The organism is Bellilinea caldifistulae (genome assembly GCF_001306055.1).
In the GTDB taxonomy this organism is placed as follows: Bacteria; Chloroflexota; Anaerolineae; order Anaerolineales; family Anaerolineaceae; genus Bellilinea; species Bellilinea caldifistulae.
Map to the genome: position 1 here is coordinate 1 of NZ_LGHJ01000028.1, position 11,869 is coordinate 11,869.

Consider the following 11,869-nt stretch of genomic DNA (forward strand, 5'->3'; position numbering starts at 1 on the left):
TTGCGCAAAATTTCTTCGATCGTCCCTGCAGAAAGGTTATAATCATTTTGGTGAGTCATTGGGTTCTCCTTATTTGGTTTGGTCACCGTATAAGGATACTTCTGACTCACCATTTTTGTTAAGGTCCAAGAATTTACAGAAAGAATGATACATCAACCCCACGCGAAATAGCATCATGGTAGATTGGATTATTTGGAGAAATACTGTTAATTTGATTATAGAGGTTTGCTAATCCATACTTCTCAATCAGAACCTGTTCAACCGCTCTAGCATCTGCGCGACTAAAGTGCTCCAGGCCTTGGATAGGCTCGATAACCCAGCTCCGTGTTCTGAGATGCTCTCCAGCTCGACGAACAAAATCATTTGGTATGCCCACGTATTTTGTTACGCCATTTTGAACCACCTGATAAACGGTGTAAGCACCAGTCCGTACTTCATTGGTTGGGTCTCCATCTGCGGAGAGGGTGGTGGCGATGGTGGTCGCGGTACCCAGATGGGCAAGCAAGGGGTGAATGCTAGCGGTTCCTGCCCCCAAACCGGTTCCGAGCAGTGTGCCTACCGCCGCGTAAAGCGCCACCTGCCCGGCATCAATGTTGAACGAGAGCGCATCCCAGAAGCACAGCCCTTGGTTGAGGTTGCGGATGACCTGAACGCCATACCCGTAGGCCACCCCACCCAGCAGGCCGCCGAAACCGCCTAACAACAGGAAGGGGTTTTCCCCGCTGGGGTCGGTGAAGCGGAGGGGGCAAGGAAAGCTCGTGTTATTAAGGTGCAGCAAAAATGGGAAAAATTACTAATCTGGATACCTTAGGAGCAAATCTATGTCGGCTATGTTGGGAAAGATTTTCGGCATTAAGATTTCCTCTTAGATAACTGGTTATAATCCCAAAAGTTTTGTTCTGCTTTGATGATTATCTCTCCAAGGATAGAATTTAATGGCCAAGAGTCTATAATTATCCATCCCATCATCCCCCTAGTGCTCAGGCTCTGACGATTTTCCTGAATGCATTTGAGCATATCCAATAACTGTTCGCGAAAGAATTCCAATTGCTTTCTTGACATAGGCCCAGATTCAGGAACTGAAACGGATGCAACATGCTCATCAAGGGCATCAACTGCTTGTTGAATGGTTGTAACCACCTGCTCTTTTTTCATGGCATCAAATCCTCTAAGCTCAACACGAATTTTTGAATTTGACCCCCTGGTAAGAACTGTCCTTGAGGAGCGGCTCGACCTTCAATGATTGTTGTGCCAGGGCGGATTTGCCATTGTCTGAAGCGAGTCATTTGATTCCATTCGCGCTTAATAGCCAAACTTTGTTGAGAGGCAGGAAATGTCTCGAAGAGAAAGCGGCCTTTTTCAAAAGCATTGATATTGTCATAGTACCTGATTCCATATTCAGCAAAAGTAGATACCCTAACTCTAATGGTGGGGATCTCAAACGACTCGATAATTTGCTTTCTTAGCGAATGTGGAACTCCCATTTTTTGAAGGTAAGCGGAAGCAGAACGAACACCGTCATATAAGGAATTAATGTCTCTTGTCAGTCTTGCCACATCACCTGCATCATCGGCGTGGGCGGCAAAGCGGATGACCAAGCCCCCAGCAGGCAGGAAGGGCACTGCCAGGCTGAGGGCATCCAGACCCAACGCAGCCCAGTCTCCCCAGCCAACGGCACAGCCGCGCCTGGCCTTATCGGCAATCGTGTAAAGGTCAAAGCCCAACATGGCTGCATCGAAGAGCGTCTCGATGAACTCCCCGCTGGGGTCGGTGTAGCGAAGGGGGTTGTTGAGGGCGTAGGGATAAGGGTTGAGGGTGGCGGGCTGGGAGAGGATGCCGGGGAAGGGGTCGCGGGTGAGGAAGCGCCCCCATTGTGGTGCGTAGTAGCGCGCTCTGAGATAGATTAGTTCAGTGGGGTCGTGCCATTCGCCGGTGAAGCCGTAATTTGTTAAGGTGCTGCCGCTGGCCGAAAGCAAATTCCCGAAGGGGTCGAAGGACTGGCTGCGGATGACATTTCCGCCCGCATCGGTCAGCAGACGCACAGAGCCGAGCCGATCGGTGAGGAAGTAATCCAACTCGCCAGCGGCATCCTGCCGGGCGATGCGCTCCAATCCATGATAATACAGAGCGTCGCCTGCGGCAAGTACCTGCGGGAGTGAGGCGGCGCTATCCAGCGTGAAGGTGGTGAGGCTGCCATCGGCAGTGGTCCGGTAGCGGTTGCCCAGCCCGTCGTAGGCAAAGGAGTAAGCAGCGGCGGGGCCGGTGAGTGTGCTCAGGCGGTTGGCAGCATCGTAGGTATAGGTGTTGAGCCCGTCGGAGCGCAAATTACCGTTGTCGTCCCAGCTGAAGGCTGTTCCTGCGGCGCTCAACAGGCGGTTGGCGGCGTCGTAGGTGAAGAGGGTGGCCACGCCGTTTTGCGTCTGGCTGAGGCGGTTGCCGGACGGATCGTAGGTATAGGTGAAGGTATCGCCGGTGCTGGATTGAGCCGCAGTCAGGCGGTCGAGCGCATCGTATTCGTACCCAATTTGGATAACCTCGGCAGCGGTTTGCGGAGCAGAGGCAGGTGGTGGAACGGCCAGCCCTTTGCCGGTAACGGGCAGCAGCGCGGTCTGCAGGCGGGTCAGGAAAGTCTCGAAGAAATCAGCCAAGGGCTGCAGCCAGGGCCACGGGTTGAGGGAGGTTTGGGAGGGGGTTGTCTGGCTTTCCGGCAGCGGGGCGGGGTAGGGGTCGAGCGGCGGGCTGCTACGTTGGGCATCCATGCCGCCGGAAGAAGGTGGTGGCGGATAGGGCGGTGGGAGCGTTCCACTGCAGAGGTTGCAGACCAATGGCAGGAAGACCTTGCGAAGCGGTAGTGGTGTTGGCGTGGGGGTGCGGGTGGATGTGGATGTGCGGGTGGGGGTTGGGCTGGCGGTAGCCGTGCGGGTTGGGGTACGGCTCGGCGTTACGGAGGGGGTGGGCGTCAGGGTAACTGTGCTGGTGGGGGTTGGGCTGGGGGTGAGCGTGACGGTCGGGGTGGATGTAGCCCGGCTCTGGCGGCTTTCCTCGCTCAGGGTCAGGTTTCCGACCGCATCGTATTCGTAGGCATAGGTGTAGATATCGTCTTGGGTCAGGTGCTGGAGTTCGATTAGCTGCCCGCTGAGATCGTAGGTGTAGTGACTGGAGACGCCGTTGGCTAGACTGCGCTGGATCAGCCGCCCGGTGACATCGTAGGTGTACTGCACCAGCGGCGTGCTGCCCTCGCGTACCTCAACCAGCCGCCCGGGCGGGTCGTAGTAGTAAGTGAGCGCTTTTCCGGCGGTGGGCGGGTAGGTAAGGCTGGTGCGCCTGCCTTCGGCATCATAGCCGTAGGTCAGAGTCTTGCCGAAGGGGTCGGTAACCGCCGTAATGCGTCCGAGGGGGTCGTAAGACCAGCTGGTGCGGCCGAGCCCGTCCTGCATGTCCGTCAAACGGCCGAGCGAATCGTATTCGAAGGACACATCCGCCGTGCCGGGCGGATAATCCACCGCCTGCAGCCGGTTGGCGAGGTCGTAAGAATTGAGGATAGTGTTGCCGTTGGGGTCGTGTTGGGCGGTGAGGTTGCCGAGCGGATCGTAAGAAAAGGTCGTCACGTTGCCCAACGGGTCGGTGATGCCGATCAGTCGGTCGAGTACATCATACGTAAAAGTGGTGCTGTGGCCGTTGGCATCGGTGATGCCGGTGAGGTTGCCCAAAAGGTCATAGTCGTATTGGGTGCGCACGTTGGTCTGGGCGTCGGGAACTGCCCCGGAAACGGCGTTCTGGACCACCGCGCTCAAGAGCCCCAACGAGTTGTACTCATAACGCGTTACCCGGCCAAGTCCATCCGTGCGCGAGGTAACCTGCCCGGATTGGTTGTAGGTCAGTTCGATGGTGTGTCCAGTGTTATCCATGATTCGCAGCGGATGGCGCAGGGCATCGTAGGTTTCGTAGAAGATGAGATAGTCCCCGGCGGCGGTGGGATGACTTTCCTCAGCCAGTGTGCCATCGGGGTTGTAGGAAAAGGTCACCACCATGCGGTTCAGGGCATCCCGCACCCGCCACAGCCGCCCGGCAGTATCGTATTCGTACGAGGTTGTCTGGCCGAGCCGGTCGGTTTGGGCAATCAATTGCCCGGCGGGATTGTAGGCAAAGTGGAGAGAGTTGCCGAGCGGGTCGGTGATTTGAATCAAACGTCCGGCCGGGTCGTAGGTGAAGGAGGTGGTCTGACCGAGCGGGTCAGTGGCTTGCTGCAGCCTGCCGAGCGAATCGTAGGTGAAGGTTTCGGTCAGGTTGAAGAGATTGTCCTCGTTTTGGGTTTTGGCGGGGTCGTAGTTACGCACCCACCGGATCAGGTTGCCCGCCGGGTCGTAACTCAGGTGGGTAACGCTGCCGCGCGGGTCGGTCAGACTTACCGGTCTCCCAATCTCGTCATATTCGAAATGGGTGAAGTTCTGGGCGGCATCCTGAATTTGCACCAGCTGACCGAGGGAATCATAGGTGTAGGTGGTGGTGCGGCCGAGGGCGTCACTGACAGCTTTGAGCAGTCCCGGCGGTTGGGGAAAATCGGCAGCAGTGGTGTAGGTGTAGGTGGTGGTGAGCGTGGCGCTGCCGGTGTGCAGGCTGGTGGATTGCAGCAACGCCCCCGCATAGGTGAAGGTCAGGGTACGATTTAGCGGATCGGTCAGCTGCACCAGTCGGTTGACCGGGTCATATTCCAAATGGGTTTCGTTACCCGCCGCATCGCGGACATAGGTCAGATTGGCTCCGTTGGCGCTCCACTGATACTCGATGCTGCGGTTGTATGGATCACGCACCTCAATGGGCCGGAAGTTGGCATCGTAGGTCTTGTTCAGCAAATAGCCGGCCGGATCGCTCTGCCAGATGTTGGTGTGGCGGTCATCGTAGCCGTCCGTGCGGGGTCGGTCGAGTGCGTCCAGCACGGTGGTGCTGCCATCGGGGTTGAAGGTCAGGTGGACAATACGCTCATTGGCTGCGTTGTATTGCTGGAAGGCGCGTCCCTGCGAGTCGTAGTGAACGATCAGTTCCACAAAAGGCGGATTGCCGGGGGCAATGACGGTGGTCAGGCGGTGATCCTGATAGGCATACTGCCAGACCTGGCCGCGCACATCATTGAATTCAGTCAGGTCACCACTGGCATTGTAACCAAAACTGACCTGACGGTTGGCCGAGTCACTCACCGCAGCCAGACGGCCGTTCTGGTACTCGAATTGCAGAAAACGCCCGCTGAGCGGCTCGCTCACGCGAGTCAATTGTCCCTCCGTGTAGGTATAATCGAAGCCGAAACCACGCTCATCCCGCCAAGACTGTAAACGTCCACTGCCATCGAAAGTATATCGGGAACGGTCGGCTGCAATGAGCATGTAGGTGTTGGTAGGGGAATTATAGGTCAGTTGAGCCAGCACTCCCGGGTAGGGTGAGTAAGTGCCGTCGCCTTGTACAAGGAAGCGGTATTGGTTGAGGGTGTGAGCCTTGAACCAGACCGTATCGTCTTCGAAGAGCAGGCGCACATCCTGATTGTGTGTCCAGCCCGGGCCGAGGTTGGTGGGGTAGAGGGTGGTGTTCACAGCGAGGGAAGCATAGGAGCGCTGGAAGGAGAGTTCCCCAGCAACGGTATGGAGGGAGAGATCTACAAGGCTGTAATCGAAATTGCCGGTGCGGGTGTCAATCGGGTCACCGGCCGTTTCGCTTGCATCCCCGCAGGCGCTGACGGCACACTCGCGTGGGTCACCCTGCCCGTTCTTGGGTTGATTGGAGGACAGGGTGGAGCGGTTGGAGAGGGCCGATAAAGTTCCATAAACTCGAACCGAGTCGATATAGAATTCCCTTGGATCACAAAAAGCGTTACCGCCATTACTCCAAACGCGAATCCGAACGGCTTGTACATCACCGGTATAGATTCCACCATACCACCCTGCCCCTTGATACCCTCCCACTTCCTGATAAGGATAGGCAATGACCCAATCCGGCGATTCGCAGGGGAGAGGGGTAGGGGATACGGATAACTCCATGCCCATATCCTGCGTGACATTTTGTGGTTGATGTACAAAGGCTTGAATAGCTGCGTTGGTGAGGTGAACGATTTGCCCTAGTGTGACCACCATGCAGGCTCGCAAGCCGTTCCCATCCGCATAATGGGAGGAATTGATCAACCTGGCGCTGGCCCCATCCTGCACACCAATGGCATTGAGGGGGGAAGACCAGGATACTGTACCAACGCAGTTAAAATAGCCCGAACAGGGGCTGCCATCGAAGCCGGTTTCCAGAATCCCATTGGCGTAGTGATATGCAGCGGGGAGGCTGGATTGAGAGACCGAGGCAGGGACCGGATATTGGGAGACAATAGGAAGGGGGGATGAGGCCAGATTGGATGATAGAGCAGCCGGTTGAAAGTGGCCTGCGGAAACCGGATTTGCCGCTGATGAGACCTTCCGGATGGGGAGGAAAGTGTTGGTCAGTAGGCTGATGACAAGAAAGAAGCGAATAATATTTGCATGGAGGTTTTTAGTCGTGAGTGTATGCATGGAAAGTATGGTATCCGGTTGGAAGGAGATTTTTGGTTCGAAAAAAGACGGGAAACGGTATTTTCTTTATGATACTCAGGGGCAGACTGCCAGGGAGGCTTCCATAAGGGCAATTTTGAGGTCGTAAATGTTAACAATAGGTTAACAAGTCCTTAGAATTCAGGTGCAAACGGCCATTTTGCGCGTCGTACAACATAGTCGTACAATAACTATTGTAAGACGCAGAAACCCCAAAAACAGCCCCAAAATCCCCATTTTTCGGGCTTAAAACCGCCTTAAACTGCGTCGCACAATGTTTTTAGCGGGAGGAAAACGCACCCATGAACCCCATGGACGAGTATCTTGCAACCCTCACCAGCCCCCGCACGGCAGAGCGTTACCGGGCGGCACTGAACGAATTTGCCGACTGGTACACCCAAACCACCGGCGCAAGCGTGGACTGGAACCTGCTCACTGCCGTTGAGGTCAAGGACTACACCGCCTACCTGCAAACCGTCCGCAGGCTCTCATCGGCGAGCGTCAATCTGCGGTTGGCAGCCCTCCGTTCGTTCCTGCGCCACCTGGGACGCACCTTGAAGGTGAAAGGCCCCAAGCAGGTCACGCCGCCGGTCAAGGCTCTCTCCGCCCGTGAGTTGGGCAGACTGTTGGCTGCCGCCGAAGGCAGCACACGGGATACCGCCATCCTCAACCTGATGGCACGGGCAGGTCTGCGGGTGGGTGAGGTAGTCCACCTGCGGGTGGGTGATGTCGAAATGAACGGGCGTTCAGGGTGGCTGACGGTAAGAGGCGGCAAGGGCAACAAGACCCGCCGTGTACCGCTGAACGGCGAGGTGCGCCAGGCGTTGAAAGCCTGGCTGGACGAACGCCCCCAGGTAGCAGGCGATGACCTGTTCCTCTCCCGCACGGGCAAGCCGCTCTCGGAGCGGGATGTCCAGCGCATGGTGGCGGAGTATGCCCGCATCGCCGGTGTCGAAGCCAGCCCGCACACCCTGCGCCACACCTTTGCCACCCGTGCCATCGAGAAGGGTGTGGATGTGGCCACTCTTGCGGCGATTTTGGGACATTCCCGGTTGGAGACGACCGGGCGCTATCTGCACCCGACCGCCGAGCGAATACAGGAGGCGGTAGAGGGAATATGACCACCTGGAAGCACACCGAACGGGCGATTGCAAAGCGGCTGAACGGCAGGCGTCTGGGCGCAACCGGCGGAGCAACGCCGGATGTCATTACTGACCGGCTGGCGGTGGAAGTCAAGCATCGCAAGGAACTGCCGGGCTGGTTGAAGGACGCTTTGGCGCAGGCAGTCCACAACGCCGGTGAACGCCTGCCGCAGGTAGTGCTGCACGAGGCGGGCAAACGCCATGCGGACGATTTGATCTTGCTGCGGATGCAAGACCTGGAACGACTGCTTTCCAAACAATTTTGAAAAGCCACTTGCACTCTGTCTTTTCTTTTGCTAGAATACGGTCAGGAGCGGCTCACAAAGCCCCTCCACCTGACTGAAAGCGTCAAAGCGTCAAACCGGCTTACAAAGCCCGTTGGACGAATGCGAAAGCATTTGCCAACGGGTTTTTTGGTTATCGGCTGGCGGATAAGCCGCCTTCTGGGTGCAACTCCCGGACAGCCACTTTCCACCGGCTTACAAAGCCCGTGGCGGGACTTTAACAAGCGAGCAGTTCACCGGCTTACCGGCGTCCACTGGGACAAATCCCTTTCGTTCCCCACTCCGAAGGGAGAGCAGCACTCTCCCGCCGGAATGGGGAACGAAAGGAGGTGATGCCATGAACCTGCTCCAAGCAATCCCCCTGCTGGTCATCTTTGCCGTGTTGCTGATTGCGTATGACCTGGCGCAAAAATACTTCATCCTTCGGATGCTAAAACAGGCAAAAGACAAGGATGAGCGTGAGGTCATCATCACGCTTTTGACCCGCAGGCGGTAAAGTCCCCCCGGAGAGCGGCCACAAAGCCCCTCTCCAAATTTACCGCTCCGCAGAGTGCCGTGTGCGGGTGCAAATCCCGCAGGAGTGATCTGCCCGAAAGGGCGCAGTACCTTAACACCGCCGCTTGTCAACGGCAGTCTCTTTTCTGGGCGGCTGCACCCGCCACCAAACTATTTGGTCGGCGGTGCAGCGCCGACCCGAAAGGAGGAAAACCATGTTCGTCTTCTTTTACGTATTCTTTGAGTTTGACGAAATGATTGCCGTTGACGCCTCCGATAAAGCCCACCGATTCCACGCAAAACACCCGGTCTCTTTCGTGTGGGTAAGAGACGATGGTGACTGGGTTTGGCGTTGGGAGCATGGGATGGTCTGGCCGGTAAGACCGGCTAGTGAGGAGGATTGGCGGCGGTAAAATGCAGGGCTACCCAGCCCTGCCCCCCAAGAGGGCTTGGGTAAAGCCCTCTTTCCGAGAACTCCGCTCCGTTTTGGAGCGATGATATACCGACAGCACATTACCAACAGCACATTACCAACAGCACTAAGCCAACCGCCCTCGCAGTCCCGCCGGTGCAACTCCGGCAGGGCGGTTTTGGCAGGGCAGTATAAACAGGCGTCCCTCTACCCGGAGGGATGTGTACGGGAAGCGGAAACCGTGCGCTTGACAATTCCGGCTCTGCCCTGCCGGATGCCAAAACCCACCCGAAAGGAGGTGAGAGCCTGCAATACCCAAATTCATTTCAGGGAGAGCGGGCGCAAACTCCGGCACAGCCGGGAACGGGTTGCGGCGTCCAATCTCCCGCCGGGAAGGACACCCTCCTGCCCGCCATGCCAACCTCACCGCTGACGGGACGGATAAATCCCGTCTTGCACCTTAACAAGGTTATATCGCTCGCCAATCGCCTCGTTCTCTTTCGGGCAGCCGCACCTGCCCGCCGACTCATACACCACATGGGTCGGCGGTGCGGAGCCGACCCGAAGGAGGATTGCCATGTCTTTCACCCCTCTACCGGGCAAAATCGTTGCCCAAGTCACCGTTACCGAAGAGGACGTTTTCTACGCATTGGTCTATCGGGAACAGGCAAAAGATTGGCGGAAATTCATCGAATACCTGTGCGATCATCTGGCAGATGCGCTCAATGAGCATGTGTACGATGAAATCCGCTACCTCTACGATGCCTGGCTGGAACAACAGCAGGAAGAATGTCCTCACCGGCGAACCACCGTCATCACTACCGGCGGCTATCACTTTGACGCAGGAGAGGTTTGGGATGACCTCCACGAGGAAGTCCACTGCCTCGACTGCGGAGCCGTGCTGACTGTGCTGACTGATGAAGACGAAGAAGAGCCTGCTGAGGATATGCCATGAGACCAGAAGTAGGCGAAATCGTCCGAATTGGTAAAAGCACTTTTGTCGTCATCCTGGTCTCCGACCTGGGAGATGACCGTTGGGTAGTCTGGCTGCGGTTACTGGGGCGTGGAAAACGCCGTTACACCACCCACGCTTGGCGTTCTGCCAGCGGTCAAATCGTGTATGGCGAACCCTTGCAAGCCGTCCCTTCCTTTCGGTAACGCCAAAAACCCCGCCGTGCCGGGGAGAACTAGTCTCTCCCGGTGCGGCACGGCGTACCGGGAAAAGGAGGATTATCATGTTGCAAGAAGCCACACTCAAACGGCTGGAAAAAGGGCTGCTGGGTGCAGCCAACGGGCTGATCAAAATTGTCTCGCGGATGACCGCCAAAGCCCCTGACGGGAATACCGCCATACTGTGGGAGATTTTCTCCCGGCAAAGCAATCCGCAAGGCACGACCTACTTTGTGGGTTACAAGCCTGCAACCGGTGAATGGCGTTGTACCTGCCCGGACTTCCAGAAGCGGGGCCACAAAACGCCTTGCAAGCATATCTTGCTGGCACAGGTGGAACACCAGCAACGGGTAGAGGAGGCGCAGCATGGCTAAGATCACCCTGTGGTACCCGGAAGAGAGACCGTCTTATGCCATCTACGACTGGGACGGCAATCTCCTGGAAGAGGGTCCAATGCTGACCGCCGATGAGGTGTACTGCGATCTGTGTAACGCAGAAGTACCGCTGAACCCGGCACCGATGATCGGCAGTTATGTTCTTTGTCTCGACTGTCTGGAAAAGATCGAACCGTCCTGGCGGAAGCAGATCAGTCCCTTATTGGAGATGATCTGGCGAGAGCAAATGGCGAGCGAGTAACACCCGGCAGGGCTACCCAGCCCTGCCCATCCGAAAATTCCACCCTGCACAGTGCGAAAGGCGGTGCAAGTCCGCCAGGGTGATTTCCCGCAAGGGACTGCACATTAACAACAGCATAGGCGGATACGGGACGGGTAAATCTCCCTGCCGCACGGCCTCCCTCTGCTCACGATTGTACATCGTGGGTGGAGCGAGACTGTGTGGCTTACCCCTGACGCAGCAGGGCAATACACTCTGAATTGCCCTCGGCTGCGGACGAGGGCGCAAAAAGGAGGTTTACCATGTCCACTCTTTCTAACATCTTCACCCTAACCGGTCTGACGCTGGATGAAGCCATCCAGCAGTTGGATCAAGAGTTGCCCGCCGGGGCATACAAGGCAGTGCCGGGAGCGGTTGACCTGACCGACATTGACCCGAACTGGATGCGGAAAACGCTTAATCATGTGTTTGGGTTGTGTGGGTACGGCTGGGGATACGAGTATGACCCTGCCAATCTGGAATACCGCTACGAGTCCCGCACCAATGCGAGGGGCAATGAATATGGCGTCTGGTCTGCGGTGTTGACGCATTTGAAGTTCTGGTACAGGCTTCAAAATGATACTGCCAGCGTGACCCATGTCTGCTCCATCCATGCCAGTGGCGCAAGCGAAAACGCAAACATTGCCTACGCCATGAAAGGGGCGATTACCAACGCTTTGGGGAACGCCGTTAGCAATATCGGCTTCCAGGAAAGCGTGTACCTGGGACTGCGGTCTCACAAGGATTTTGCCCCGAACGGCAATGGCAAAGTGACACCCCAGCCTGCGCCGAAACCCACCCTTGCGCCTGCGGTTGCGTCTGCTGAACCGGCTGAAACGCCTGCACCGGTAGCGGAACTGGCCGATCCGGGTCAGACCGTCATCCACTTTGGCAAGATGAAAGACAAGACCATTGCCGAAGTGTGGAAGTCTGGCCCTGCCGGTCAGGGATGGGTACGCTGGGCTGCAAACACGGATGGCAAGGGCTATGACCCACAAGGCAAGCCCGAAGGCATCCACTTGCAGCGCATGGCGCGGGCATTCCTCAGCCTGCAATCCGCCTATGCTGGCTAATTCCCTGCGGGAACAGAGCCGGACTACCCAGTCCGGCTCATAGGCTTAAGAATGCAATAATAATACCATTTTCAGGATATCC

At 56.8% G+C, this 11,869-nt stretch carries 13 protein-coding genes; 9 read left to right on the plus strand and 4 right to left on the minus strand.

The features are described 5' to 3' along the window. Positions 1 to 133: 133 nt before the first annotated feature. The 3 genes from AC812_RS16465 to AC812_RS16475 all read right to left on the minus strand — a co-directional run bounded on the left by AC812_RS16465 (position 134) and on the right by AC812_RS16475 (position 6,539). Positions 134 to 703 carry a GIY-YIG nuclease family protein gene (locus AC812_RS16465; protein WP_061919034.1) on the minus strand — a complete coding sequence of 190 codons (570 nt, stop codon included), beginning with the start codon at positions 701 to 703 and terminating at the stop codon, positions 134 to 136. Positions 704 to 852: 149 nt separating this feature from the next. Then, positions 853 to 1,155: a hypothetical protein gene (locus tag AC812_RS16470; RefSeq protein WP_061919035.1), complete on the minus strand. Its 303-nt coding sequence runs from the start codon at positions 1,153 to 1,155 to the stop codon at positions 853 to 855. Next, complete coding sequence (locus AC812_RS16475; RefSeq protein ID WP_062158983.1) at positions 1,152 to 6,539, minus strand: RHS repeat-associated core domain-containing protein; 5,388 nt, start codon at positions 6,537 to 6,539, stop codon at positions 1,152 to 1,154. The genes AC812_RS16470 and AC812_RS16475 overlap by 4 nt, the downstream gene beginning before the upstream one ends. A gap of 320 nt (positions 6,540 to 6,859) precedes the next feature. On the opposite strand from AC812_RS16475, the gene AC812_RS16480 reads away from it, so the two are divergent. From AC812_RS16480 to AC812_RS16490, 4 genes are all read left to right on the plus strand, one after another. After that, positions 6,860 to 7,678, plus strand: a complete 819-nt coding sequence (locus AC812_RS16480) for a tyrosine-type recombinase/integrase (RefSeq protein ID WP_062158985.1) — start codon at positions 6,860 to 6,862, stop codon at positions 7,676 to 7,678. Beyond that, a complete protein-coding gene (locus AC812_RS16485; RefSeq protein ID WP_061919041.1) occupies positions 7,675 to 7,965 on the plus strand; it encodes a hypothetical protein in 291 nt (96 codons plus the stop codon). The genes AC812_RS16480 and AC812_RS16485 overlap by 4 nt, the downstream gene beginning before the upstream one ends. A gap of 355 nt (positions 7,966 to 8,320) precedes the next feature. After that, entirely contained in the window at positions 8,321 to 8,479 is a 159-nt protein-coding gene (locus tag AC812_RS17735) for a hypothetical protein (protein ID WP_157235496.1), read from the plus strand. A gap of 214 nt (positions 8,480 to 8,693) precedes the next feature. After that, positions 8,694 to 8,891 (plus strand): hypothetical protein, encoded by a 198-nt coding sequence (locus AC812_RS16490; RefSeq protein WP_061919043.1) that lies wholly within the window; start codon positions 8,694 to 8,696, stop codon positions 8,889 to 8,891. Between the two features lie 422 nt (positions 8,892 to 9,313). Here the strand turns inward: AC812_RS16490 and AC812_RS17740 are convergent, their stop codons facing one another. Then, entirely contained in the window at positions 9,314 to 9,469 is a 156-nt protein-coding gene (locus tag AC812_RS17740) for a hypothetical protein (RefSeq protein ID WP_157235499.1), read from the minus strand. Between AC812_RS17740 and AC812_RS16495 the strand changes: the two genes are divergently transcribed. From AC812_RS16495 to AC812_RS16515, 5 genes are all read left to right on the plus strand, one after another. Beyond that, positions 9,468 to 9,845 carry a hypothetical protein gene (locus AC812_RS16495; protein ID WP_061919045.1) on the plus strand — a complete coding sequence of 126 codons (378 nt, stop codon included), beginning with the start codon at positions 9,468 to 9,470 and terminating at the stop codon, positions 9,843 to 9,845. The two genes, AC812_RS17740 and AC812_RS16495, sit on opposite strands and share 2 nt — an antisense overlap. Then, on the plus strand, positions 9,842 to 10,048 hold the full coding sequence (locus AC812_RS16500) for a hypothetical protein (protein ID WP_061919047.1): 207 nt from the start codon (positions 9,842 to 9,844) through the stop codon (positions 10,046 to 10,048). The genes AC812_RS16495 and AC812_RS16500 overlap by 4 nt, the downstream gene beginning before the upstream one ends. Positions 10,049 to 10,125: 77 nt before the next feature. Continuing rightward, positions 10,126 to 10,434, plus strand: coding sequence for an SWIM zinc finger family protein (locus AC812_RS16505; protein WP_061919049.1), 309 nt, complete (start codon positions 10,126 to 10,128; stop codon positions 10,432 to 10,434). Further along, a complete protein-coding gene (locus AC812_RS16510) occupies positions 10,427 to 10,696 on the plus strand; it encodes a hypothetical protein (protein ID WP_061919051.1) in 270 nt (89 codons plus the stop codon). The genes AC812_RS16505 and AC812_RS16510 overlap by 8 nt, the downstream gene beginning before the upstream one ends. Positions 10,697 to 10,977: 281 nt before the next feature. Further along, positions 10,978 to 11,787, plus strand: a complete 810-nt coding sequence (locus AC812_RS16515; protein ID WP_061919053.1) for a hypothetical protein — start codon at positions 10,978 to 10,980, stop codon at positions 11,785 to 11,787. Positions 11,788 to 11,869 lie beyond the last annotated feature (82 nt).

What these genes read in the sequence shown, in the direction of transcription:
- AC812_RS16470 (WP_061919035.1), bottom strand. Translation starts at nt 1,155, where the DNA reads ATGAAAAAAGAGCAGGTGGTTACAACCATTCAACAAGCAGTTGATGCC.
- AC812_RS16475 (WP_062158983.1), bottom strand. Translation starts at nt 6,539, where the DNA reads ATGCATACACTCACGACTAAAAACCTCCATGCAAATATTATTCGCTTC.
- AC812_RS16480 (WP_062158985.1), top strand. Translation starts at nt 6,860, where the DNA reads ATGAACCCCATGGACGAGTATCTTGCAACCCTCACCAGCCCCCGCACG.
- AC812_RS16485 (WP_061919041.1), top strand. Translation starts at nt 7,675, where the DNA reads ATGACCACCTGGAAGCACACCGAACGGGCGATTGCAAAGCGGCTGAAC.
- AC812_RS17735 (WP_157235496.1), top strand. Translation starts at nt 8,321, where the DNA reads ATGAACCTGCTCCAAGCAATCCCCCTGCTGGTCATCTTTGCCGTGTTG.
- AC812_RS16490 (WP_061919043.1), top strand. Translation starts at nt 8,694, where the DNA reads ATGTTCGTCTTCTTTTACGTATTCTTTGAGTTTGACGAAATGATTGCC.
- AC812_RS16495 (WP_061919045.1), top strand. Translation starts at nt 9,468, where the DNA reads ATGTCTTTCACCCCTCTACCGGGCAAAATCGTTGCCCAAGTCACCGTT.
- AC812_RS17740 (WP_157235499.1), bottom strand. Translation starts at nt 9,469, where the DNA reads ATGGCAATCCTCCTTCGGGTCGGCTCCGCACCGCCGACCCATGTGGTG.
- AC812_RS16500 (WP_061919047.1), top strand. Translation starts at nt 9,842, where the DNA reads ATGAGACCAGAAGTAGGCGAAATCGTCCGAATTGGTAAAAGCACTTTT.
- AC812_RS16505 (WP_061919049.1), top strand. Translation starts at nt 10,126, where the DNA reads ATGTTGCAAGAAGCCACACTCAAACGGCTGGAAAAAGGGCTGCTGGGT.
- AC812_RS16510 (WP_061919051.1), top strand. Translation starts at nt 10,427, where the DNA reads ATGGCTAAGATCACCCTGTGGTACCCGGAAGAGAGACCGTCTTATGCC.
- AC812_RS16515 (WP_061919053.1), top strand. Translation starts at nt 10,978, where the DNA reads ATGTCCACTCTTTCTAACATCTTCACCCTAACCGGTCTGACGCTGGAT.